This is a genomic window from Bradyrhizobium sp. SRS-191, assembly GCF_024586915.1.
Taxonomy (GTDB): domain Bacteria; phylum Pseudomonadota; class Alphaproteobacteria; order Rhizobiales; family Xanthobacteraceae; genus Bradyrhizobium.
The window spans coordinates 52583-77915 of sequence record NZ_JANBVS010000016.1 but is presented as its reverse complement, the minus strand read 5'-3'; the positions used below and the strand labels follow the sequence as shown (position 1 = coordinate 77915).

Genomic DNA, 25333 nt, shown 5'->3' with positions numbered 1-25333 from the left:
GCGCCCGGCTCGATCCCGGCCCCCAGGCCAAACGGCGGCAAATCATGTTTGCCGCCGTCCGCTCCAGATCGTCGATCGCTGCGGTTGCCGCCTTGATCAGGCGGCGCGCACCGTCTGCAGGAAACGCGAGACCTCCGCCTTGAGGCGCGTGCTGTTGGCCGAAAGCGATTTCGCAGCCGAAAGCACCTGTGACGAGGCGCTGCCGGTCTCGGTCGCGCCGCGCTGCACATGCGCGACGTTGGAGGACACCTCGCCTGTGCCCGCCGCCGCCTGCTGCACGTTGCGGGCGATCTCCTGGGTCGCGGCGCCCTGCTCCTCGACAGCGGCCGCAATGGTCGAGGAAATCTCCGACAGCTTCTCGATCGTGACCGAGATCTCTCTGATAGCGCCGACCGAATCCTGCGTAGCCGCCTGGATGCTGCCGATCTGCTGGCCGATCTCGCCGGTGGCCTTCGCCGTCTGCTCGGCCAGCGCCTTGACCTCGGAGGCCACCACGGCGAAGCCGCGGCCGGCCTCGCCGGCGCGCGCTGCCTCGATCGTGGCGTTGAGCGCCAGCAGGTTGGTCTGGCCGGCGATGGTGTTGATCAGCTCGACGACGTCGCCGATGCGGGTCGCGGCCTTCGACAGCTCGCCGACGCGATCGGTGGTCGAGCGCGCCTGGTCGACGGCATCGCCCGCGATCCGCGCCGACTGCTGCACCTGGCGGCTGATCTCGGTGACGGACGACGACAGCTGCTCCGTCGCGGATGCCACGGACTGGACGTTGGTCGATGCCTCCTCCGACGCCGACGCGACGGTGGTGGCCAGATGTCTGGAGCGATCCGCGCTCGACGACAACGACGTCGCGGACGCCTCCAGCTCGGTGGATGCCGAGGTCACCGTCTCGATGATCTGGCCGACCACGGTCTCGAAGCTGTCGGCCAGCTGCTGCATTTCGGCACGCCGCTGCTGCGCGGCGATCTGATCCTGCGCCACCTTGGCCTCGGCCTCCTGCCGCGCCTTCTCGGCGAGCATGTTGCCGACGCCCTCGACTGCGCGCGCGGTGTCGCCGATCTCGTCCTTGCGGTCGAGCCCGACCATCGCCGGGGATTCGCCGCGCGCCATCTGCTGCAGCACCGCCGCAAGAGCCTGCATCGGCCGGGCGATGCCGAAGACTCCGACGGCCAGGGCCGCACCGATGGCAATGATGGTGGCGATGACGGCCAAAATGAGCGTGGCGCGCGTATCGGTGGCGACCGCATCGTGCTGTTCGGCGGCCTTGGCCTCCGAGAACGCCACGACGTCGCTGACGGCTTTCAACAAGGCGGTGATGGCCGTGTTGAGAACCGGGCTGCACTCGGCGCGCAGTTTCTCCGCAGCCTTGGCGCTCTGCTCCGCCGTGGTCGCCCTGCTCGCAACCTGAATGCCCGGCTCGCAGCTCGCGAAGGCGCGATTGACCAGCTCGATGGTCTTGCCGGTCTGCTCAGCCTTCTCAGGCAGGTCGGCGCGAACCTTGTCCAGCCCGCTTCTCACCTGCGCGGCTGCATCTTCCACAGCCTTGAGCAAACGGGCGTTGCCCGCCTCTGTTGCCTCGGCGACCAGCTCGAAGGCCGACGCACGGTAGGTCTCAGCCCGGCGGCCCGTCCGCGCCAGCAGCACCGTGGTGCTGTCGATCCGCTTGACGACGTCGGTATAGGCGCGATCGACCCCCGACATCTGGAGCGACATGTAGCTGGCGAGACCGATCATTGCCGCCCCCATCAAGAGAGCGATGAGGCCGACCTTGAAAACCATGCGAAGATTGCTGAGCACGACAATGAGTTCCGTATTCCTGAACAAAAGGTTGTAACAACGTCGACACTCGCCGATTTGGAATTAACGTAAGTTAAAGATCAGCCGCCTTGCGCGGGATTTCACGGGGCCCTGCACCGCGCGCATGGTTCGCGGACACCACGCCGGCAGAACGCACGCAGACAAAGCAAAAGGGCGCGGCCTTGCGGCCACGCCCTGATGTCTTGCGGCAGTTGAGTGAGCTTACGCGGCGCGCACGGTGTCCAGGAAGCGGCTGACCTCGGCCTTGAGGCGATTGCTGTCGGACGACAGCGCCTGCGCGGCGGTCAACACCTCCGAGGAAGCCGAGCCGGTTTCGCTGGCGCCACGCTGCACCTCGATGATGTTGGTCGACACGTCCTTGGTGCCCTGCGAGGCGTGCTGGACGTTGCGCGAGATCTCCTGGGTCGCGGCGCCCTGCTCTTCGACGGCGGCGGCGATGGTCGAGGCGATCTCGGAGAGGCGCTCGATCGTGCCGGAAATCTCCTTGATGGCGCCGACCGATTCCTGCGTCGCGCTCTGGATGCCGGAGATCTGCTGGCCGATCTCGCCGGTCGCCTTGGAGGTCTGCTCGGCCAAGGCCTTGACCTCGGTGGCGACGACCGCGAAGCCGCGGCCGGCTTCACCGGCGCGCGCCGCCTCGATGGTGGCGTTGAGCGCCAGCAGGTTGGTCTGGCCGGCAATGGTGTTGATCAGCTCGACGACGTCGCCGATCCGCGCGGCCGCCTTCGACAGCTCGCTCACCTGGTCGTTGGTCCGCCGCGCCTGGTTGACCGCCTCGCTCGCCATGCGGGCCGATTCCTGCACCTGCCGGCTGATCTCGGTGACCGACGAGGACAGCTCCTCGGTGGCGGAAGCGACCGACTGCACGTTGCTCGAGGCGAGCTCCGAGGCGGAGGTCACGGTGGTCGTCAGCTCCTGCGCCCGCTCGGCGGAGCGGCGCAGCGTGTTGGCGGAGCCTTCCAGCCGGCCCGAGGCCGTCGACACGGCATTGACGATGTCGCCGACGGTCTGCTCGAAGCGGCCGGCGAGATCCATCATGTCGCGGCGGCGGTTCTCCGCCTGGCGACGCTCGGTCTCCTTCTGCTCGGCTTCAAGCGCCTGGACGCGGATGGCGTTGTCCTTGAAGATCTGCACGGCCTTGGCCATGTCGCCGACTTCGTCGCGGCGATCGGCATAGGGGATGGTGACGCTGAGATCATTGTTGGCGAGGCGGCCCATCGCGGCGGTCATGCTGGTGATGCCGCGGGTGACGGCGGAATTCAGCACGAGAAGCGAGACCACTGCGATCAGGGCCATCAGAACGCCGCCGGTCATGATCGCCGTCTTCGATGAGGCCAGCGCGGCTTCGGCGGCATCCGCGCGCGTCTGAAGCAGCGAGGCTTCCATGTCGATGGCCTCCTTCACCAGGGCGCGCAGGCCGTCCATGTACTTCTTGCCCGCACCGGAAGCTTCGAGGTTGCGCGCCTCCTGCACCGTCTGCGGATTGCGCATCAGCGCGATCTCTTTTTCGGCGACGTCCTGGCGCCAGCCCGCGGCGGCCTTCGCGATCTCGTCGAAACGGCGCTGCTGGGTCGGGTTGTCCGAGGTCAGTTGCTTCACCTCGGTCAGCGCCTTCTTGAAGGCGACGTCGGAATTCTTATAGGGCTCGAGGAAGTTGTCGGTGCCGCCGACCAGGAAGCCACGCACGCCGGTTTCGGCGTCGACCATCGCGGAGACCAGCGCCTTGGTCTGATCAATCACCTGATAGGTGTGGACGGTCCAGCCGTTGTTCTGCGCCAGCGTCGAGAGGTTCTGCCACGTGATCAAGCTGGCGACCACGGACACAATGATCGTCATCAGGAAGCCGGCCGCGAGCTTGCGCGACGTCTTCATGTTCATCAGGACGGAGAGCATCTTGTTCTTTCTCTTCGGGGCTGAACCTCCTGCAGCACGCAGGAGGCGAGTTGGACAGAACTTCGCTTCAATTCGTCAGAACAAATTGAAACCTAGATTAACTTTTCGACCAGTAGTTCCACGTAAGCGCGCCGCGCCGCTGCTGCGGCCCGTGCGGGACGACTGGCCCTCGGGCGAGCCCGGCAATATCCGCGCTGCCCGATTGCCGAGTGATGTCATCAGCTTGGCGTGCAAGCGCGAGCCTCTGCTCGAGCCGGTCGAATCGAACATCTCGCGGTGCAAACGAAAGACATCTTAATTTTCCGTACCGTAGGACTCCGGCCGGACGGACGGGAATGGATGACACGCGCGGCGCCGACCGCGCGTGTCATCGTGATGCCGGCGACGCTGCTAGGCGGCGCGCACGGTGTCGAGGAAACGACCGACCTCGAGCTTGAGGCGGTTGCTGTCGCCCGACAGCATCTGCGCCGCCGACAGCACCTGCGACGAGGCCGAGCCGGTCTCATTGGCGCCGCGCTGCACCTCGACAATGTTGGCGGACACCTGCTGGGTGCCGATCGAGGCCTGCTGGATGTTGCGCGAGATCTCCTGCGTCGCGGCGCCCTGCTCTTCCACCGCAGCCGCAATGGCCGACGAGATCTCCGACAGCCGCTCAATGGTGCCCGAGATTTCTCGGATAGCGCCGACCGACTCCTGCGTCGCCGCCTGGATGCTGCCGACCTGCTGACCGATCTCGCCGGTGGCTTTCGCGGTCTGCTCGGCCAAGGCCTTGACCTCGGAGGCGACGACCGCAAAGCCTCGTCCGGCTTCGCCGGCACGGGCCGCCTCGATGGTCGCGTTCAGCGCCAGCAGGTTGGTCTGGCCGGCGATCGCATTGATCAGCTCGACGACATCGCCGATGCGGCTCGCAGCCTGCGACAATTCACCGACGCGATCATTGGTGCGTCGGGCCTGCTGGACCGCGTCGCTGGCCATGCGGGCGGATTCCTGGACCTGCCGGCTGATCTCGTTGACGGAAGAGGCCATCTCCTCCGTCGCCGAAGCAACTGACTGCACGTTGGTCGAGGCTTCTTCGGAAGCGGCCGCGACCGTGGTCGCCAGGGTCTGCGAGCGCGCCGCGGTCGAGCTCAGCGACGCCGCCGACGCTTCCAGCTCAGTCGAGGCATGCGACACCGTGCCGACGATCTGCCCGACCGCCTGCTCGAAGCCGTTGGCCATCTGGTGCATCTCGGCGCGGCGTTTCTCGGCCATCAGCTTGTCCATCGCGACCTTGGCCTCGGCCTCCTGCTGCGCCTTCTCGGCCAGCATGATCTTGATCGCGTTGACGGCCTGCGCGGTCTCGCCGATCTCGTCGCCGCGTCCCTCGCCCGAGATCACGACGTCCTCGCCTCTCGCCATCCGCTGCAGCACCGCCACCAGCGCCCGCATCGGCTTGGCAATGCCGAACTGACCGATCAGCCCGCCCATCAGCAGGCCGGCAATGATGCTGATGCCGGAGATGATCATCATTTCGCGCGATGTCTCGACATACTCTTCGGCCGTCGACTTGGCCAATTCCTCGACCCGATGATCCATCCGTTCGGCCACCGCTCGCATCCTGGTCCGGAGCGTCTCGGCGACGGCATCGCTGGCCTTGACGGCCTCGAGCAATTTCTGAGCGGAGTCGCTGATCTGGCTGGAGGATGCCGCCTCGACAACGGCCATGGTCTTGGCGATGCTGCCCTGATACGCGGCGAACGCGTCGCGAACACCGGCGAGCATCGCCTGGGCTTCCTGGTCGCTGGTCTTGGCGACTTCGTCCAGCCGTTCCTTGAAGCCCTTCATCTGCTCGTCGATGATGTGGTGGGTCGCATTGCGGTTGTCGTCGCGGGGATCGAGAGCGCTGCGATACTCGGCGCCGACGATCGACATCACGTTGGTATTGGCACGCGCTGCCAGCATCGAGCGCCGCGCCGCACGCGCCATGCGCTCGGCGTTGTCGTTGAGATCACGCATGGCTCCGGTCGCCATGTAGCTCAGGACGCCCATCATGGCGCTGAGCAGGAGGACGATCGCAAGAATCTTCGTCAAGATACGGAAGCGGGACAGGAAGGACATTGTTGGCCTCGTCGGATGCAATTCATAACTACCTGAGGCCATTACAGCCTCCGCGAAAATGACGCTCATTCTGAGGGGGCGGCGCCGAATTAAGCCGAGTTTGTTAAGTTGGAACCGAGTTTGTGTTAATTTGTCTCCTGGTGGAACTCCGGGCCGGACAAATACGGAGGGCGCGCCGACGGTCAGACGGCACGTCCTGAACTCAGACGACTGATTTGCTTTGGCTACGCCGCGCGGACGGTCTCCAGGAAGCGGCTGACTTCGATCTTCAGCCGATTGCTGTCACTCGACAGCGACTTCGCGGCGGACAGAACCTGCGAGGAGGCCGAGCCGGTCTCGCTCGCGCCACGCTGCACGTCGGCGATGTTGGCGGAGACCTCCTGGGTGCCGTGCGCGGCCTGCTGGACATTGCGCGAGATCTCCTGCGTCGCCGCGCCCTGCTCCTCCACCGCAGCCGCAATGGCGGACGCGATCTCCGACAGCCGTTCGATCGTGCCCGAAATCGTCCGGATCGCGTTGACCGATTCCTGCGTCGCAGCCTGGATGCCGGAGATCTGCTGCCCGATCTCGCCGGTGGCCTTCGACGTCTGCTCGGCTAGGGCCTTGACCTCTGTGGCGACGACGGCAAAGCCCTTGCCGGCCTCGCCGGCGCGCGCCGCCTCGATGGTGGCGTTGAGTGCCAGCAGGTTGGTCTGCCCGGCGATGGTATTGATCAGCTCGACCACGTCGCCGATGCGAGCGGCCGCCTTCGACAATTCGCCGACCTGATCATTGGTGGTGCGTGCCTGCGTCACCGCCTCGCTGGCCATCCGCGCCGACTCCTGCACCTGCCGACTGATTTCGGTCACCGACGAGGACAGTTCCTCCGTTGCGGAAGCGACCGACTGGACGTTGGTCGACGCCTCCTCGGAGGCGGAGGCAACCGTGGTCGCCAGCCGCTGCGAGCGATCGGCCGTCGACGTCAATGTATCGGCCGACGCTTCGAGCTGCCGCGATGCCGAGAACACCGTGTTGACGATGTCGCCGACGACGGCCTCGAACTGACGTGTCACCGCGTCGACCCTGCGGCCGCGCTCGATCTTCGCCTCGGCGTCCTTTGCGGCGGCTTCATCCGCTGCTTTCTTGGCGATCAAGGCGTCCTTGAAGATCTGCAGCGCGTCGGCCATCACGCCCATCTCGGTCTTCGCGCCGCGATGCGGGATGTCTGCCGACAAATCCCCTTCGCCCAGCGCCTGCATCGGCGTCACGATCGAGGCGATGCCTGCCGAGATGCTTCGCACCATCAGGAAGCTGACCAGCGTGCCGAGCAGCAGCATGACGATATTGATGCCGCCGAGCATCGCGAACGAGGTCGAATAGGTCGAGGCCGCATCAGCCGAGGCTTTGTCGGCGCCGCCATTGTTGAAATCGATGCTCTTCCTCAGCACCTCATCCGCCTCCAGGCCGATCTTGTTGACGGTGCCCTGGTTCAGCACGTGGGCCTCATGCGGCAACTGGCCGACCGCCTTGCGCGACAGCTCCATCACCTTCTGAGCACCGTCGATGTATCGATCCCACACGGCCCTCCATTGCTGATAGATGGCCCGCTCTTCCGGCAGAGAAATCATCGCCTCATAGGTCTTGGCCACCTTGTTCAGGTTGTCGAACACCGTTGCGGCCGTCTTCTCCTGCGTCTGCTTCTCTTCGAGCGTTTCCGCCAGCATGTGCTCGCGAACCACGTTGCGATAGGTAATCGTATTGGCCCGAAGATCGCCCAGAACCCGCACGCTCGGCAGCCAGTTGCTGGTGATGTCGACCGTGTTGGCGTTCATCGCGCGCATGCTGGAGATGGCGAGCAAGCCCATGCCGGTGAGGACGAGAAGAAGCAGCGCGACGACGGACATGATCTTGGTGCGGATGGACATGCTGGCAAACATCAAAGGCCCCTTCGGATCGGCGTTGATCCGTCATGCGGCCGGTCAGCAGAAAAGCCCGGCAGCAGAATGTTAAACAACTCCTACAAATTTAGCGGCGCATGTATGGAACCTCGTTAACATCGCGCTCCGTAGAGTTACGGGACCAAGGGGACTCTGCTGACAAACAAAAAGGGCGCGGCCCGCGGCCACGCCCTTCGAATGAAACGCAGCGTCCTTCAATCACGCCGCGCGCACCGTCTCCAGGAAGCGCGACACCTCCGTCTTCAGCCGGCTGCTGTCGCCCGACAGCATCTGCGCGGCGGACAGCACCTGCGACGAGGCCGAGCCGGTCTCGGTGGCGCCGCGCTGCACATCGGTGATGTTAGACGAGACCTGCTCGGTGCCGGCGGCCGCCTGCTGCACGTTGCGGGCAATCTCCTGGGTGGCTGCGCCCTGCTCCTCGACGGCAGCGGCAATGGCGGAGGAGATTTCCGACAGTTTCTCGATGGTGCCGGAGATCGCCCGGATCGCATTCACCGACTCCTGCGTCGCCGCCTGGATACCGGCGATCTGCTGGCCGATCTCACCGGTCGCCTTCGAGGTCTGCTCGGCCAGCGCCTTCACCTCGGTTGCGACCACGGCAAAACCCTTGCCCGCTTCACCGGCCCGCGCCGCCTCGATCGTGGCGTTGAGCGCCAGCAGGTTGGTCTGGCCGGCAATGGTGTTGATCAGCTCGACCACATCGCCGATGCGGGCCGCGGCCCTCGACAGCTCGCCGACCTGATCGTTGGTCTTGCGCGCCTGCTCGACCGCACCGCTGGCCATCCGCGCCGAGTCCTGCACCTGGCGGCTGATCTCGGTGACCGACGATGACAGCTCTTCGGTGGCCGAGGCGACGGACTGCACGTTGGTCGACGCCTCCTCGGATGCGGAGGCGACAGTGATCGCCAGTTGCTGCGACCGCTCCGCGGTCGCGGTCAGGGTCTTGGCCGAGGCTTCGAGCTCGTCGGACGCCGAGGACACCGTGCCGATGATCTGACCGACCGAGGCTTCGAAGGCATCGGCCAGCTGGTGCATCTCGCGCTTGCGGTGCTCGGCGGCCTTCTTGTCGGCGATCGCCTTGGCTTCCGCCTCTTCGCGCGCCTTGGCTTCGGCATTCTCCCGGATGATGACGACGTTCTTGGCCATGTCGCCGATCTCGTCCCCGCGGCTCGCACCGGGGATCCTGATGGCGATGTCGCCCGAGGCCATGCGGCCCAGCGCGCCGTCGAGCAGGCTGATCGGCCGCGCCACGCCCAGGAAGCCGAAGGCGACCGAGCCCACCAGCACGAGCACCATTACCCCGGACAGGATCAAACTGATGCGTCCGGCGCTCGTAAGCTCGGCATCGGCCGATTGCTTCGCCTCCGCGGCGCGCTGCTCCGCGCTCGCGATCGCTTCGCCCATCAGCCTGGTCGCCTCGGCGGCGGCAGGCCGCGCCTTCTCGGTCACGCTCTTGTTCTTGGCTTCTTCCGCAGCGACAGTCTGGCCAACCGAATCGCCATAGCTCTTCAAGAGACCGCGCAGCCGTTCGACGTCGGACTTCGCGGCCGGCAGACTTGTGAGCGCTGCGGACAACTCGTCGCCGGCCAGCTTGATGCGCTTGATGATTTCATCCTTGAGCGCGGCCTCGTTGGTGGCGGCAAAGCGCCAGGCCGCGGCGCGGACGGCCGTCATCGCGGAGTCGGCCGCATAGAAATGCTTCTCGCTTTCGGCAGCCTCGGCCGACGCCTTGATGGCGGCCGAACCGAGCAGCGCATCGACCTGCTTGCGCCAGTCGTTGGAAAGGACGTTGCGCGCCTCCTGCAGCGACAGCACCTGCTTCTGCAGCCGGGCTCCGTCCTCCGCCGCAGTCATGTAGTCCGCGGCGAGCGACTTGATCTTCAGCAGCCTGTCCTTGTTGGCCGGAAGCTTCGCCAGCTCCGCCCCGGCATCGATGCTCTTGCCGATCTTGGTCAGCGCCTGCCGCTCCTCGTCGAGAAATTTGTCGACTTCGGCAGCTGTCTTCGACAGGCGGACGCCGCGATTGGCAAGTTGCAGATTGCGCAGATCGGCATCCGCCATCAGCACGCTCTTGCGGATCGAATTCTGCGTATCAGCGGCCTTGATCGCTCCATCGATCGCGCTCTGCGACGACTGCTGGTTCAGCAGCATGCCGAGCGAAAGCAGGATGCCGACGAGGCCGGCGGCTCCCATCTTGTAGCCGATGCGATTGAGCTTGATCATGTAGCCTGCCCCTGAATCGATCACGGCCCGACACGCCGGGTTGTTTGCCGCGCGAAAAATTGTTCCAAGTTGGAACCAATCTCGAAGTCAGAGTTCTAAGAAGACTTAACCATCCGGTCCGTAGGATTACGGAGTTGGAAGACGCGAGGCATACGTCCACGCGCTCTTCGTCCCACCCTCGCCTCTTACGCGCGCGCCGGTTGCAGAACCGGCGGCCTTGGACCTCGCCTCACTCCAGCTCGATCGCCTGATAGGCGCCGGTCTCGTCGAGCGCCGTGCCCCAGATCTTGTGCGAGGCCTGATGCTCGGCGGGGCCGAAATTGAGCAAGGCGCCAAGACCGAGATCGATGTTGCGCATGGATTCGAGCGTCTCGATGAGCCGCTCGGTATCGAGCTGCGGACCCGTCCGTTTCAGGGCCTGAATGAGGATGCTCGCTTCGATGTAGCCCTCGAGCGAGGTGTAGTCCGGCGGCTCGCCGGGAAAATGCTTGGCGAGCGATTCCTTGTACTCCAAGACCAGGCTCGAATAGCCGGAGACCGCGGGCACCGCCTGGGTCACGATGACCCCGGCGGCATATCGCGGACCGAGCAAGGTGAGCTCGCTGGCGAGCGCGGAGGCGCCGACCGCCGAGACGTTGACGAAGATGACGCCGGGAAGCGCGGCGTGCGCCTTCTCGATGAACTTCGCGGCCGCGCGCGAGGTCGCGACCATGATGACCGCGCGGACCGGCGTCTTCTGGGCCTTCAGCTGGTTGATCGCCGGCTCTACATCCACCGTGTTGCGGACGTAGTTCGCACGCAGGATGGCAGCGTCGTTGAGCCCGAGGGTGCGAAACGCCTTGGCCACGCCTGCGAAGCCGGCATCGCCGAAGGAATCGTCCTGGGCGAACAGCGCGATCTGGCGCGGCGGCACGCGGCGCAGCTTCACCAGATAGCGCACCAGCGCATCGGCTTCCTCCGAATAGCTCGGGCGGTAGTTGAAGACGTAACGATCGGGAGGATCGTGCCGCGTGACGTTGGCGCCGGTGTAGGGGCTGAAGAACAGCACGCGGCGTTCGAGCGCGTAGGGAATGGCGACGGCCGCCGTCGCCGTCCCGAAGCTGCCGACGAAGCCGAACACCTGCTCCCTCTCATAGAGCTGCCTCATGGCGTCGAGGGTGCGGTTCGGATCGTAGCCGTCGTCGGCGACCGCGAGCCTGAGCATCCGGCCGTGGACGCCGCCGGTCTCGTTGGCGCGGTTGAAGGCGGCTTCGATGCCGAGCTTGAGCAGCCGGCCGGTCTCCTTGTTCGCCCCCGACAGCGGCACGACGCTGCCGAACGTGATCTCGCGCTCCGTGACGCCGCGAACCGGCGACGCAGGAATGACGCCCCTGTCGGCGGGGGCAGCATGCACCGGGGCCGCGAACGCGAGGCCGAGGATGAGGGAGAAGCGATATGCAAGGAATTTTGCAAGGGAATGCATGCGGGCCACTGCCTCGCTGCGAGGCCGGACGGGAAGGAAGGTCTTCATGACAGGGTTCGAACTCGTTGAAAGATGTCGGAGGGCAGCGGGGGTGGTGACGTTTGTGCAGGCTTGTCAGGAGGCGCGGACCGATTGCAGGAAGCGGCTCACCTCGCGCTTGAGCCGGTTGCTATCCGTCGACAGCCCCTGTGCCGCCTCCAGCACCTGGGTCGATGCCGACCCGGTCTCGTTGGCGCCGCGCTGTACGTCGGTGATGTTGGCGGATACCTGCTGGGTGCCCTGCGCAGCCTGCTGGACGTTGCGCGAGATCTCCCTTGTGGCGGCGTTCTGCTCCTCCACCGCGGCGGCGATCGTCGAGGACACTTCGGACAGCCGCTCGATGCTGCCGGAGATCAGCCGGATGGCATTCACCGATTCCTGCGTCGCCGTCTGGATGCCGGCCACCTGCTGGCCGATCTCGTCGGTCGCCTTGGCGGTCTGCTCCGCCAGCGCCTTCACCTCTGCCGCCACCACGGCAAAGCCGCGTCCGGCCTCGCCTGCGCGCGCCGCCTCGATGGTGGCGTTCAGCGCCAGCAGGTTGGTCTGCCCGGCGATGCTGTTGATCAGCTCGACGACGTCACCGATACGGCTCGCGGCGCGTGAGAGCTCGCCGACGCGCTCGTTCGTGCGCCTGGCCTGCTCCACCGCTTCGTTCGCCATGCGCGCGGACTCGTGCACCTGACGGCCGATCTCGGTGACCGACGACGTCATCTCCTCGGTCGCCGAGGCGACGGACTGCACGTTGGTGGAAGCTTCCTCCGACGCGGCGGCGACCGCCGTGGCGAGCTCGCCGGCGCGCACCGCCGTCTTGCTCAGCGTGTCCGCCGACACTTCCAGCCTCGACGAGGCCGACGACACCGTCTCGACGATCTCGCCGACGGCGCCTTCGAAATCGTCGGCCATCTTGTGCATGTCGGCCTTGCGCCGAGCGAACGCCCGCTGCTCGGCTTCCTTCTGCTCGGCCTCGAGCGCCTGGCGCTCGATGGCATTGCTCTTGAACACCTCGACCGCGCCCGCCATCTCGCCGATCTCGTCGCGGCGCCCGCTGCCGGGCACCTCGACATCGAGGCGGCCGCCGGCGAGGCTCTTCATCGCATCGGTCATGCGATGCAGCGGACCGGTGATGCCGCGTCCAATCATGGTCGAAACCACCAGCAGGACCAGAAGCACGAGCCCCGCCGCCATCAGCGACTGGCGGGTCGAGGCCCAAGCCTGCGCCGAGAGATCGTCGATGTAGACGCCGGTGCCGACCAGCCAATTCCACGGCGCGAAGCCCGCGACATGAGTGAGCTTCGGCTGCGGCGTCTCGGAACCCGGCTTCGGCCAATCATAGTCGACGAAGCCGCGGCCATGCTGCCGCACGACGTCGACCATTTCGACGAACAGCTTCTTGCCGTTGGGATCCTTCATGTCGGCGACGTTCTGCCCGACCAGCTTGGTCGAGATCGGATGCATCAGCATGCGCGCCGACATGTCGGTGACGAAGAAGTACTCGTTGCCGCCGTAGCGCAGCTGAGAGGCGCGCTCGAGCGCGCGCTTCTGCGCCTCCGCGACCTAGATCGCTCCGTTCTGCGCGGCTGCATGCTCCTCGGCGAAAATGGCGAGCGCGAGCTCGGTCAGATGCCTGAGCTCGAGCTGCTTCTGCTGCTTGAGGCCGGCGGCAAGCTCACGCGAACTGAAGGCGGTCAGGCCGATCAGGCCAAGGAAGCTCAGCGCGATCAGCGCATAGATCTTGATGCCGATCGTCAGCTTGAGGCGGTGTGGTCGTACAAGGGACATCGCAGTCTCCACGGGCGCGACTGTGTGAGAGGCGCTCGGGGACAGATCGTGTCGTCGACGGGCTGGGCCGGCCCATCGTGTGCACGCTAACGGGCCCCACCGCCCATAGATGCGAACGTAGGGACCGCCGGGTTAAGCCGGGTTAATGCGATGTCCGTGCGAATACGGAGCGGCGACCAAATTTGGTCGTCACTCAGCCCAGATCGGTAACGCGCTCCCGCATGGCCCTGCGGCGCGTTGTCTCATGTGCTGCGGCCGGATCAGAGAAGCGCCGTTTGCCCGTGGAGCTCGACTGCGTCTGGGCCGCTGATGACGCGACCCTAGGGGCCGGAAGTTAAAGCAAGTTAAAAACCTGGATTGACTACGCAGGTTATTTTGCGCGAGCGGCGACACGACCGGCGCCCTTGCGGGCCCGCCAAAGAAAAAGCCGCAGGCGTGGCGCCTGCGGCTGAGTGAGTGAAGATCGACGACCGCCGCAACGACTATGCGGCGCGCACCGTCTGCAGGAAGCGGCCCACTTCGAGCTTGAGTCGGTTGCTGTCGGTCGACAAGGTCTGCGCCGCCGACAACACCTGCGAGGACGCTGTCCCGGTCTCGCCGGCGCCACGCTGCACCTCGGTGATGTTGGACGAGACCTGCTGCGTGCCTTGCGCGGCCTGCTGGACGTTGCGCGAGATCTCCTGGGTCGCAGCCCCCTGCTCCTCCACCGCTGCCGCGATGGTCGAGGAGATCTCCGACAGCCGTTCGATCGTGCCGGAGATGGTGCGGATGGCGTTGACCGACTCCTGCGTGGCGGCCTGGATGCTGGAGATCTGCTGGCCGATCTCGCCGGTGGCCTTGGAGGTCTGCTCGGCCAGGGCCTTGACCTCGGTGGCGACGACGGCAAATCCCTTGCCGGCCTCTCCGGCGCGCGCCGCCTCGATGGTGGCGTTGAGCGCGAGCAGGTTGGTCTGTCCGGCAATGGTGTTGATCAGTTCGACCACGTCGCCGATCCGGGCGGCCGCCTTCGACAGCTCGCTGACCTGCTCGTTGGTCTGGCGCGCCTGGCTGACGGCCTCGCCGGCCATCCGCGCCGATTCCTGCACCTGACGGCTGATCTCGTTGACCGAGGACGACAGCTCCTCGGTGGCCGAGGCGACCGACTGGACATTGGTCGAGGCCTGCTCGGAGGCTGCCGCAACGGTCACGGCCATCTGCTGCGAACGTTCCGCGGTAGACGTCAGTGAGCCTGCGGATGCCTCCAGCTCGGTCGAGGCCGAGGAGACCGTCTCGATGATCTGGCCGACCGAACGCTCGAACGAGTCAGCCAATTGGTTCATGTCGCGCTTGCGCTGCTCGGCGGCGATCGCATCCGCCTGCGCCTTCTGCTCGGCCTCGGCACGCGCCTTGGCCTCGGCATTCTCTCTGATGACGACGACGTTCTTGGCCATGTCGCCGACCTCGTCGCCGCGGCTTGCACCGGGGATCTGGATGTCGAGGTCGCCCGAGGCCATGCGGCCGAGCGCGCCATTGAGCGCCACGATCGGACGCGAGATGCCCATGAAGCCGAACGCCACGGAGCCCGCGAGCACCAGCACGAGCACGACCGACAGCGTGAAGTTGACCTTCGTAGCGCTCGCCGTCGCGGCCTCGGCATTGTCCTTGGCCTCCTTCGAGAATCTGTCAGCGGCCTGCACGGCTTCGGCCATCAGCTTGCCTGCCTCGTCCGCTGCCGGGAACATCTTCTCGGTCAGCAGCTTCGTCTTGGCCTCCTCCAGACCTGCCGCCTTGGTCGACGATTCAATGTAGGCCTTGAGATCACTGCGCAGCTTCTCGATCTCCGGCTTCACTTCCTGCGGCACCCGCTCCATGGTCTGGACGAAGCTCCGGTCGAGCTCCTTGGCACGGGCGATCATGCCGTCCCTCGAGCTGACGTCGCCGGTCGCCAGATAGCGCCACGCATTGGTGCGGATCGCCGTGCCCATCGCGTTCAGCTCGTGCAGGTCGCGCTCGATCGCCGTGGCGTCGGCTGCCGCTTTCAGAGCGGGCATCTTCATCAAGGCATCGAACTGTTTGATCCAGGTGGCAGCCTGCGTATCGCGCAGCGCGTTGGTCGCGAGCAGCTCCTTCTGCATCCGGACGATGTCCTCGGCGCCTTTCTTATAGTCGGTCGTCAGCGCGAGAATCTTGCCGAACCGCTCCTTGCTGGCGGGACGAACCGCGGTGGTCTGCGCGGTCTCGAGTGCGGTCTTCACCTTCGCCTCGATCTTGTGCTCGTCCTCCAGCAGCTTATCGACCTCCGCCACGCTGCGCGCCAGCCGCACACCGCGATTGGTAAGCTGCAGGCTACGCAGATCGGCGTCCGCGGTCAGTGACAACTTGCGGATCACGAGCTGGCGCTCCGAGATCTTGGTCGCCTCATCGACCGCGCTTTGTGAGACGTGTTGATTGACGAGCGCTGCGATGGCCAGCGCAATGCCGGAGAGGCCGGCGAGGCCAAGCTTGTAGCCGATCCGATTGAGTTGCATGTCTTTCGCTTCCCCGGTGAAGCGCTGCCAAATCCCCTCGTTGGGAAACGCCGCGCCAATATGCACAATTCGAGAAATGCAAATTGGAACTCGCCTGTAGGTGAAACCTTAACGGGCCGGGCCGGACGTTTACGGGAACGAGCTGATCAAGCTGCGGCACATTGACGCGAAAGACGTAGAACTACGGGCGCTTGGAGGCGCGTAGCACGCAAAAGGAAAAGGCCGGAGCGGCGCCGCCCCGGCCTTTCTTAAGATCGTGACTTGTCGTTCGGCTAGCGCAATCGCGGCTACGCCGCGCGCACCGATGACAGGAAGCTCGCGACCTCCTGCTTCAGCCGGCTGCTGTCGCCCGACAGAGCCTGCGCCGCCGACAGCACCTGGGATGACGCCGAGCCGGTCTCGGCCGCGCCGCGCTCGACCTCGGTGATGTTGGCCGAGACCTGCTGCGTGCCATGCGCGGCCTGCTGTACGTTGCGGGAGATTTCCTGCGTCGCCGCGCCTTGCTCTTCCACCGCCGCGGCGATGGTCGAGGAGATTTCCGACAGCTTCTCGATCGTCGAGGAGATCTCCTTGATCGCGGTGACCGATTCCTGCGTCGCGGCCTGGATGCTCGAGATCTGCTGGCCGATCTCGCCGGTCGCCTTCGCCGTCTGCTCCGCCAGCGCCTTGACCTCGGAGGCGACGACCGCGAAGCCGCGGCCGGCGTCGCCCGCGCGCGCCGCCTCGATGGTGGCGTTCAGCGCCAAGAGGTTGGTCTGCCCGGCAATGGTGTTGATCAGCTCGACGACGTCGCCGATGCGCGTCGCGGCCTTCGATAGCTCGCTGACGCGGCCGGTGGTGGTGCGGGCCTGGCCGACGGCATCATTGGCGATGCGCGCGGATTCCTGCACCTGGCGGCTGATCTCGGTCACCGACGAGGCCATCTGCTCGGTCGCGGACGCCACCGACTGCACGTTGGTGGTGGCTTCCTCGGACGCCGCGGCCACCGCCGTCGTCAGTCCCTGAGACCGCGACGCGGCCTCGGTCAGGGTGGTGGCGGACTGCTCGAGCTGGCTCGAGGCCGACGACACGGTGTTGACGATCTCGCCGACGGCTGTCTCGAACTGCTCGGCGAGCCGCTGCATGTCGGCCCTGCGCTGACGTGCCGCGATCGCGTCCTGCGCGCTCTTCTCGCCGGCCTCGGCGCGCGCCTTCTCCTCGGCATTGCTCTGGATAACCGTGACGGTCTTGGCGAGATCGCCGATCTCGTCTCCGCGCGACGCGCCGGGAATGACGATGTCGAGACGGCCGCGCGCCATCTCGCCGAGCGCCGCGTTGAGCCGCGTCAACGGCCGCGCGATTCCGAGGAACGAGAACACGACCGAGCCGATCACCGACAGCAGAACGGCAAGTCCGACGAACAGCGTGATGTAGCTCGCTCGCGCGGCCACCTGGTCGGCATCGAACCGGGCGCTGGCGTTGCGCGCGCGCGCGTCCTGGATCGCCGCATTCATCAGCTCGCCGGCCTCGCCGAGATAGATCAGGGTGCGGTCGCGCAGCACGGCCTCCTTGATCCCCTCGATCTTCACCACCTCGTCGTTCGCAGCGACGAAGTCCGAGGCGATCCCATTCAGCTTGGTGATCGTCGCCTGGACCTCGCGATCGTCAGCCAGCATGCGCGCATCGGTCAGCGAGCTCTTCAGGCCCGGGATCGTCTGCTTGACCGTCTTGATCGTCGCGGCATCGCCGGTCATGCCGAAACGCCACGCCTGGGCGCGCATGTAGTTCAGCTTGGCATCGGCCGTTTGAAGCTGACGCTCGACGCGTTCGCGGAACGCCAGGTTCGGCAGCGCCGGTGAGGCCAGCAGCGCCTTCAGACCGTTGCTCCATTCGTTGGAGACCGCGCTGCGCTTGTCGATCTGGATCAACAGAGCTTTTTGCGCCTCGGCGAGATCGACCGCTCCGGCGGCATAGCTCGTCATCAGCTCCTTGATCCGGGTCAGCCGGGTGCGGTTCTCCGCTGTCGACACATTGCCGAGCGCCGCGTCGATATCGGTGACCATCGCGGTCGAGAACTGCTGAATGTCGGCAGCCGCCTTCTCCGCCTCGGCCTGCGCCCGCGCCAGCCGCGCCGAGCGGCCGCCGAGCTGGGTCTGCTGCATGTTGATACTGGCCGACAACACGCTCTCGACCACCCGCCGCGCGCGCTCGGCCTGCTGGTTGGCCTGGTTGACCGCTTTCTCGGCCATCATCTGGTTGGCGATCATGCCGACCGCGAGAGATGCGCCGATGGCGCCAGCGAGCCCGAGTTTGTAGCCGATCCGATTCAGTTTCATTGCCCTACCCACAGAAGAACGCGCCACGCGACGGTCCGTGTAGGAGGTATAGAGGTGAGGTCCATAGAGACCGTTAATTTACGGGAGTCATCGTGCATTACACGCGAAAAACTTCTGCATTTTCTATGTGCGTCCCGATGCTTATGGCGGCACGACGCGCGGTCGCGCCGCCTCAGGGCTCACAAACTATGCAGACGATCTCGCCCCACACCGGGGGCGTTCCGAAATCCGGAACGTCGCGCTCATCGCCGTCGATGCGGGCTAGCGCATCAGCTCCAGCGCGTCGGCAAAGAACTGCGGGCCGCCGAAATTGCCGGACTTCAGCGCCAGCAGCATCTCGCCCGCGTCAGCGCCGATCGCACGCAGCACCGGCACGCCGGCCGCGATCTCCGGCCCGACCAGGAAGCCCGGGATCCTCAGCCGGTCGACCACGGCACCCGAGGTCTCGCCGCCCGCGACAATCAGTCGCCGCACGCCGGCGTTGATCAATCCCTCCGCCAGATCGGCCATCGCCTGCTCGATGGCGTGTCCCGCAGCCTCGCGGCCATGCCTGGCCTGCAGCGCACCGACCTGATCCGGCGTCGCGCTGGAGGCGATCAGCACCGGACCCTTGCCGATGCGCTCGCGCGCCCAGGCAAGCGCCCGCTGCGCCTCGTCCGGACCCGCGACCAAACCCGCGGCGTCGAGATGCAGCACCGGCATCAGCGTCTCGGCCTGCGCGATCTGCTGCAACGTCGCCTGCGAGCAGCTGCCGGCCAGGCACGCCGCCATGCCACCGACCGGCGCGTCATGATGATGGACGAAGCCGTGGGAATGCACATGGCCGGCCGCAACCAGCGCCCGCGCCAGCCCGAGCCCGATGCCGGACGCGCCGACCGAGACCTTGTGCTTCAAGGCGGCCGCGCCGATCGCAGTCAAATCGGCATCGAACACGGCATCGACGATGGCAGCGCCGACGCCCTGGCCCGACAGCTCCTGCAGCCGATGGCTGATCGCCTCGGGCCCGTGCACCACCGTGGCGAGGTCGACGAGGCCGATCTTGCGGCGGCTCTGTCTTCCGAGCACGCGCACCAGATTGGCATCGTGCATCGGATTGAGCGGATGATCCTTGAGCGGGCTCTCGTTCAGCGGCACCGCGCCGACGAACAGATTGCCCTGGTAGACGGTGCGCCTGGTCTCCGGGAAGGCCGGCGTCACCAGCACGATGTCGTCGCCGGCATCGCCGGACAGCGCATCCATCACCGGACCGATATTGCCGGCGTCGGTGGAATCGAAGGTCGAGCAGATCTTGAAAAGGACATGGCGCGCGCCGCGGGCACGCAGCCAGGTGTCCGCCTCGCGCGAGCGGGCGATCGCCTGCGAGGCCTCGATCGAGCGGCTCTTCAGCGACACCACGACGGCGTCGACCTCGGGCAATACGAGATCGGAGGCCGGCACGCCGATGGTCTGCACCGTGCGCAGGCCGGCGCGGGTCAGCGTGTTGGCGAGGTCGGAGGCGCCGGTGTAGTCGTCGGCGATGCAGCCGAGCTTCAAGGTCACGGCTTCACTCCCTTGTAGGGCGCGAACCAGCCGAGCCCATCCTCGGTGCGACCGCGCGGATTGTACTCGCAGCCGACGAAGCCGGCATAGCCGAGCCGGTCGAGTTCGGCGAACAGGAACGGAGTGTTCAGTTCCTCCAGATCGGGCTCGTTGCGCGACGGAATGCTGGCGATCTGGACGTGGCCAATGATGTCCATCATCTCGCGCAGCCGCATCGTGACGTCGCCATGGATGATCTGGCAGTGATAGATGTCGAACTGCAGCTTCAAATTAGGGATCTTCAGCTCGCGGATCAGGTCGCGGGCAAAGCCGAAATCGTTGAGGAAGTAGCCGGGCACGTTGCGCGAATTGATCGGCTCGATCACCACATCGAGCCCGTGGGGCGCGAAGAACTCGGCGGCCCAGGCGACCGACTTGTAATAGGCCTCCACCGCCTTCGCATCATGCCGATCGGCGATCCCCGCCATCAGATGCAGCCGCTTCACGCCGGTGGCCTTCGCGTAAGGCAGCGCCGTCTCGAGGCTCGCCTTGAGATCGTCGAAGCGCGCGGGCAGCGCCGCAAAGCCCTTCTCGCCCGCATCCCAATTGCCGGGCGGCAGGTTGAACAGCGCCTGCGTCAGGCCGTTGCCGTGCAGCCGCCTGCCGACCTCCTCGACCGGATGATCATAGGGAAACAGGAATTCGACCGCGGTGAAGCCGGCCTTGGCGGCGGCCGCGAAGCGATCGAGGAACGGATGCTCGGTGAACATCATCGAGAGATTGGCGGCGAATTTGGGCATGGCTGGGAGACTCGTCGTCTTGTTATTTGCAGATGTTACTTCGAAGAGCCCGGCAGCGTCGTGCCGGTGACCTGCGCGTACATCCGCGCGACCGAGGCGTCGTCGTCGCGGCCCATGCCGGCGGCCGCCGTCATCAGAAACATCTGCAGCGCCGCAGCCGAGACCGGCACCGGGAAGCGGTGATTGCGCGCCATGTCCTGGATGATGCCGAGGTCCTTGACGAAGATCTCGACCGCGCTGCGCGGCGTGTAATCGCCGTCGAGCACATGCGGCATGCGGTTCTCGAACATCCAGGAATTGCCGGCCGAGGCGGTGATCACCTCGTAGACCTTGCGGATGTCGAGCCCCTGCTTGGCGGCGAAGGCGATCGCCTCGCTGGCCGCGGCGATGTGCACGCCCGCGAGCAGCTGGTTGATCATCTTGAACGCAGCGCCCTGCCCTGCGGCATCGCCGAGCTCATAGAGCTTGGCGGCCATCGCATCGAGCGCCGGACGCGCCTTGGCGAACGCCGCCGCGCTGCCTGAGGCCAGGATGGTCAGCTCGCCCTGCGCCGCGCGCTGCGCACCGCCGGAGATCGGCGCGTCGAGATAGTGCCGGCCGGTCGCCTCGAGCTGCTTGGCGAGCCGACGCGCGACGTCCGGGTCCATGGTCGCGGAGGAGACGAAGACGGCGTCCTTCGGCATCGTCTCGGCCGCACCGCCGGGACCGAACAGAACGGCTTCGGTCTGCGCCGCATTGACGACGACGCTGACCACGATGTCGGCGCCAGCGGCCGCCTCGGCCGGGCTCTTGGCGCCCTTGCCGCCATCGGCGACGAACCGCGCCACCGCGTCCGCCGAGACATCGCAGCCGGTCACCGCGAAGCCGGCTCGCTTGAGCGAGGTCGCCATGCCGTAACCCATGGAGCCGAGCCCGATCACGGCGACGTTCAATTGCGATGACGACATGCAGCAAATCCTCGAAGCGTTTCCCGACCTGTCCGGTTGACCCGGCTCATCCCTGGGTAACACGGCTTGGCCGCGCTGCCAAAGCGTGAGACAAAGCAGCAAAAGAACGAGGAAATATCTGTGGCGGAGACTGCGATTCGTGAGGCCATCTGCCGGTTCGGCCGCTCGCTGTTCGAGCGCGGGCTGACGCCGGGCTCGTCCGGCAACATCAGCGTGCGACTCGACGATGGCGGCTGGCTGGTGACGCCGACCAATGCCTCGCTCGGCTTTCTCGATCCTGCCAAGCTGTCGCGTCTCGATACCTCAGGCAAGCTGGTCTCGGGCGATGCGCCGACCAAGGAGGTGCCGCTGCACACGGCCCTGTACCAGACCCGCGATGCGGCGCGCGCGGTGGTGCATCTGCACTCCACGCATTCGGTCGCGCTCTCGATGCTGCCGGAGATCGACCCGCTGATGGCGCTGCCGCCGCTGACACCTTATTATTTGATGCGCTGCGGTCAGACCGCGCTGGTGCCCTATCATCGCCCCGGCGATCCCGCCGTGGCCGATGCCATCAAGGGTCTCGCCGGCAAATATGCCTCGGTGCTGCTCGCCAACCACGGCCCCGTCGTGTCCGGCGACACGCTGGAGGCCGCCGTGTTCGCGATGGAGGAGCTGGAGGAAACGGCCAAACTCTATCTGCTGCTGCGCGGGCTCAATCCCCGCTATCTGTCGCCGCAGCAGGTCGCCGACCTCGTCAAGGTGTTCGGCCTCACCCTGCCCGATCACCACGATCATCACTGATCGAACCGGGCGGTCGACGCGCATGCAGTACCCTGCACCTTCGCCCGCCGAGATCGAAGCCGCGGCCCGCGTGCTGTTCGAGGAGGCCCGCTTCTATCGCTGGTTTCCGATAGCGACCGACTCCTATGAGATCTTCGCCGAGTCCGACCGGATCGGGGTCGCCGAGTTGCGCGGCATCGCGGAGCGCATGTTGATGGCCGCCTCCGTGGCCAAATTGCACACGCGATTGCGCTAGCCAACGCAGCCTGCCGCGCGTCCGCAGCGCGTAGCGTGGAGGTCAGCCCCGCTGTCACCCTCCTTTGGAAGAAAGGGCAACGGCCGCGCAGAGCGGCCGACCGGCCCCATCCACTCATCACCGAGACCAGATGGCGGTTGTGCTGCGATGTCACCCGTCAGTCCGCCTTGCCTCCGATCAGCTTTGATGCCTACTATTCAGGCAGAATTCGGCTGCGCAGGCAATCAGCGGCCGCTCGATCGATAGGCAGACGCGGCCCGGCCTGAGACATCATCGCGCCCGGGGGCGCTACCATCGATTGCAGCGGGTTCCGTTCCACACGCCTGATGCACAGACAGGAACAGGCAAAGTGCCTCCACAACGCCGTGGTTGCCGCTGTTTTCCCGGCTTATCGCCCGGGATGAGCCCGGCTGGCGCCGATGCTGACGGCTCGCGCCTGCCGATTGCATACGCGTCGCCTGGAGCGCGCGCTCCTTATGCACAGGGCCAGTCGGCGGCCAGCCATTGGCATATCCGTTGCAGACACCACGCAGGTCGGGAGCCGGGCGCCCGACCATGCGAAGGATGACTCATGCCCGGTTCTCGTTGACGACAGTCGAAATGGAGGGCGGATGGCGTCGGGCGCAAGCTTGGAATTGGTGAAGGTGACGAAGATGTACGGTCACGTCACCGCCGTCGACGCGATCGACCTGCGGATTCCCGCCGGCTCTTATTGCTGCCTGCTCGGCCCCTCCGGCTGCGGCAAGACCTCCACCTTGCGCATGATCGCCGGTCATGAATCGGCGACATCGGGCGACATCATCGTCGGCGCCAAGAACGTCACCGAGCTGCCGCCGGCGGGCCGCGGCACCGCGATGATGTTCCAGTCCTACGCGCTGTTTCCGCATCTCTCGGTGATCGACAACGTCGCCTTCGCGCTGAAGATGAAGGGCGTGTCCAAGACCGAGCGCCACGGCCGCGCGCGCGAGCTGCTCGATCTCGTGGACATGCAGAGCTATGCCGGCCGCCTCCCCGCGCAGCTCTCCGGCGGCCAGCAGCAGCGCGTGGCGCTGGCGCGCGCGCTGATCACCTCGCCGCAGATTCTCTTGCTCGACGAACCGCTGTCGGCGCTGGATCCGTTCCTGCGCCTGCGCATGCGCGCCGAGCTGAAGCGGCTGCAGCGCGAGCTTGGCCTTACCTTCATCCACGTCACCCACGGCCAGGACGAGGCGATGGCGCTGTCCGACCTCGTGGTGCTGATGAATGGCGGCCGCATCGAGCAGCAGGGCAGCCCGCGCGAGATCTTCAACCATCCCCGCACCGAGTTCGCCGCTCGCTTCATCGGCGGCCACAACGTGATCCCGCTGAAGGGCGAGACCTTCGCCGTGCGCGTCGACCGCATCCAGCTGAAGGCGCCCAATGCGACTGTCGACGGTCCCGCGGTGGCCGGCATGATCAGCAAGATCGAATATCAGGGCACGTATGTGCTGGTCGCGGTCGCGACCGATGGCGGCCCGGAAATCTCGGCCCAGCTCAGCGACGACCAATTCGATGCGGAGACCCACGTGATCGGTGAGCGCGTCACCGTCACCTGGAATCCGGCGCTTGCCGATGCCCTCACGCCGCGTCCTGCTTCAGCCGCGCCGGCTGCAGAGCTGGTCGCCTGATTTCGTTTGCTTGTCCTTATCTTTCCTCAAGGAGTGATCATGACCGATCGATCGAAAACAACCTCCGTCAGCCGCCGTTCGCTGCTCAAGGGCGCGGCCGGCATCGCGGGCCTCGCCGGCACCGGCACGCTGCTCAGCGCGCCCTACGTCCACGCCGCCGATCCGAAGGTGCTGCGCTATCTCGGCACCGCCGTGAACGAGGGCGATGAGATCTCGAAGAAGTGCCTCGCCGACACCGGCATCAAGATCGAATACATCACCGCGACGACCGACGACGTCACCAAGCGCGTCATCACCCAGCCGAACTCGTTCGACGTGCTCGACACCGAGTATTTCTCGCTGAAGAAGCTGGTGCCGTCGGGTAACATCTTCCCGCTCGATGCGCGCAAGATCAAGGAATTCGACAACATCACGCCGGTGTTCACCAAGGGTGAGCTGCCGAACGGCAAGAAGATCGGCGGCCAGGGCACGGCGCCGTGGAAGGTGCTGTATCTCGACGGCCCGAACTCCAAGACCTTCTCGGCCACCCCGACCGAATGGGTCACGCTGATCCCGACCGTCTACAACGCCGATACGCTCGGCATCCGTCCCGACCTGATCAAGCGTCCGATCAATTCCTGGGCCGAGCTGCTCAACCCCGAGTTCAAGGGCAAGGCCTCGATCCTCAACATCCCCTCGATCGGCATCATGGACGCCGCCCTCGTCGTCGAGGCAACCGGCCAATACAAATATGCCGACAAGGGCAACATGACCAAGGCCGAGATCGACCTCACCATGAAGGTGCTGACCGAAGCCAAGAAGGCCGGCCAGTTCCGCGCCTTCTGGAAGGACTTCAACGAGTCGGTCAACCTGATGGCCTCGGGCGAGACCGTGATCCAGTCGATGTGGTCGCCGGCCGTCACCAAGGTGCGCTCGATGGGCATCGCCTGCACCTTCCAGCCGCTGAAGGAAGGCTATCGCTCCTGGGCCTCGGGCTTCTGCGTCTCCAAGGCGGTGGCCGGCGGACCGAAGCTCGACTGGGCCTATGAGTTCGTCAACTGGTACCTGTCCGGCTGGGCCGGCGCCTATCTCAACCGTCAGGGCTACTACTCGGCCGTGCTCTCCACCGCCAAGGCCAACATGACCGAGGACGAGTGGGGCTACTGGATGGAAGGCAAGCCGGCGAAGAGCGACATCAAGGCGCCGGACGGCACCCTGATGGAGAAGGCCGGCGCGGTGCGCGACGGCGGCTCCTATGACGACCGCATGGGCGGCGTGGTGTGCTGGAACGCCGTCATGGACGAGAACGACTACATGGTCCGCAAGTGGAACGAGTTCATCGCCGCCTGATGTGACCGCCA

15 protein-coding genes and 1 pseudogene are annotated in these 25333 nt (G+C 65.9%); 4 read left to right on the top strand and 12 right to left on the bottom strand.

The window, feature by feature from the left end; all coding sequences use genetic code 11:
- Positions 1-96: 96 nt before the first annotated feature.
- The 12 genes and pseudogenes from NLR35_RS25310 to ltnD all read right to left on the bottom strand — a co-directional run bounded on the left by NLR35_RS25310 (position 97) and on the right by ltnD (position 21329).
- Positions 97-1773, bottom strand: a complete 1677-nt coding sequence (locus tag NLR35_RS25310; RefSeq protein ID WP_257169248.1) for a methyl-accepting chemotaxis protein — start codon at positions 1771-1773, stop codon at positions 97-99.
- Positions 1774-2013: 240 nt separating this feature from the next.
- Entirely contained in the window at positions 2014-3690 is a 1677-nt protein-coding gene (locus tag NLR35_RS25305) for a methyl-accepting chemotaxis protein (RefSeq protein WP_257169324.1), read from the bottom strand.
- A 405-nt stretch (positions 3691-4095) separates the two neighbouring features.
- The gene (locus tag NLR35_RS25300; RefSeq protein ID WP_257169247.1) at positions 4096-5802 is read right to left on the bottom strand and encodes a methyl-accepting chemotaxis protein; all 1707 of its coding nucleotides are present in this window, start codon (positions 5800-5802) and stop codon (positions 4096-4098) included.
- A gap of 224 nt (positions 5803-6026) precedes the next feature.
- Positions 6027-7718, bottom strand: coding sequence for a methyl-accepting chemotaxis protein (locus NLR35_RS25295; protein WP_257169246.1), 1692 nt, complete (start codon positions 7716-7718; stop codon positions 6027-6029).
- A 219-nt stretch (positions 7719-7937) separates the two neighbouring features.
- The gene (locus tag NLR35_RS25290; RefSeq protein WP_257169245.1) at positions 7938-9962 is read right to left on the bottom strand and encodes a methyl-accepting chemotaxis protein; all 2025 of its coding nucleotides are present in this window, start codon (positions 9960-9962) and stop codon (positions 7938-7940) included.
- 229 nt (positions 9963-10191) lie between these two features.
- On the bottom strand, positions 10192-11424 hold the full coding sequence (locus NLR35_RS25285; protein ID WP_374940857.1) for an ABC transporter substrate-binding protein: 1233 nt from the start codon (positions 11422-11424) through the stop codon (positions 10192-10194).
- A 114-nt stretch (positions 11425-11538) separates the two neighbouring features.
- Positions 11539-13242, bottom strand: a pseudogene (locus tag NLR35_RS25280) (methyl-accepting chemotaxis protein).
- Positions 13243-13724: 482 nt separating this feature from the next.
- Positions 13725-15749, bottom strand: a complete 2025-nt coding sequence (locus NLR35_RS25275) for a methyl-accepting chemotaxis protein (RefSeq protein WP_257169243.1) — start codon at positions 15747-15749, stop codon at positions 13725-13727.
- Between the two features lie 287 nt (positions 15750-16036).
- A complete protein-coding gene (locus NLR35_RS25270) occupies positions 16037-18064 on the bottom strand; it encodes a methyl-accepting chemotaxis protein (protein ID WP_257169242.1) in 2028 nt (675 codons plus the stop codon).
- A 261-nt stretch (positions 18065-18325) separates the two neighbouring features.
- Positions 18326-19603 (bottom strand): 3-oxo-tetronate kinase, encoded by a 1278-nt coding sequence (otnK, locus tag NLR35_RS25265; RefSeq protein ID WP_257169241.1) that lies wholly within the window; start codon positions 19601-19603, stop codon positions 18326-18328.
- Positions 19600-20382 (bottom strand): 2-oxo-tetronate isomerase, encoded by a 783-nt coding sequence (otnI, locus tag NLR35_RS25260; RefSeq protein ID WP_257169240.1) that lies wholly within the window; start codon positions 20380-20382, stop codon positions 19600-19602. The genes otnK and otnI overlap by 4 nt, the downstream gene beginning before the upstream one ends.
- 35 nt (positions 20383-20417) lie before the next feature.
- Complete coding sequence (ltnD, locus tag NLR35_RS25255; RefSeq protein WP_257169239.1) at positions 20418-21329, bottom strand: L-threonate dehydrogenase; 912 nt, start codon at positions 21327-21329, stop codon at positions 20418-20420.
- Positions 21330-21449: 120 nt separating this feature from the next.
- Here ltnD and NLR35_RS25250 point away from each other — a divergent pair, with 120 nt between their 5' ends.
- The 4 genes from NLR35_RS25250 to NLR35_RS25235 all read left to right on the top strand — a co-directional run bounded on the left by NLR35_RS25250 (position 21450) and on the right by NLR35_RS25235 (position 25322).
- Entirely contained in the window at positions 21450-22112 is a 663-nt protein-coding gene (locus NLR35_RS25250; RefSeq protein ID WP_257169238.1) for an aldolase, read from the top strand.
- Positions 22113-22134: 22 nt separating this feature from the next.
- Positions 22135-22347, top strand: coding sequence for a hypothetical protein (locus tag NLR35_RS25245; protein ID WP_257169237.1), 213 nt, complete (start codon positions 22135-22137; stop codon positions 22345-22347).
- 611 nt (positions 22348-22958) lie between these two features.
- Positions 22959-23993: an ABC transporter ATP-binding protein gene (locus tag NLR35_RS25240; RefSeq protein WP_257169236.1), complete on the top strand. Its 1035-nt coding sequence runs from the start codon at positions 22959-22961 to the stop codon at positions 23991-23993.
- Positions 23994-24032: 39 nt separating this feature from the next.
- Positions 24033-25322, top strand: coding sequence for a PotD/PotF family extracellular solute-binding protein (locus tag NLR35_RS25235; protein WP_257169235.1), 1290 nt, complete (start codon positions 24033-24035; stop codon positions 25320-25322).
- The last annotated feature ends 11 nt before the right edge of the window (positions 25323-25333 follow it).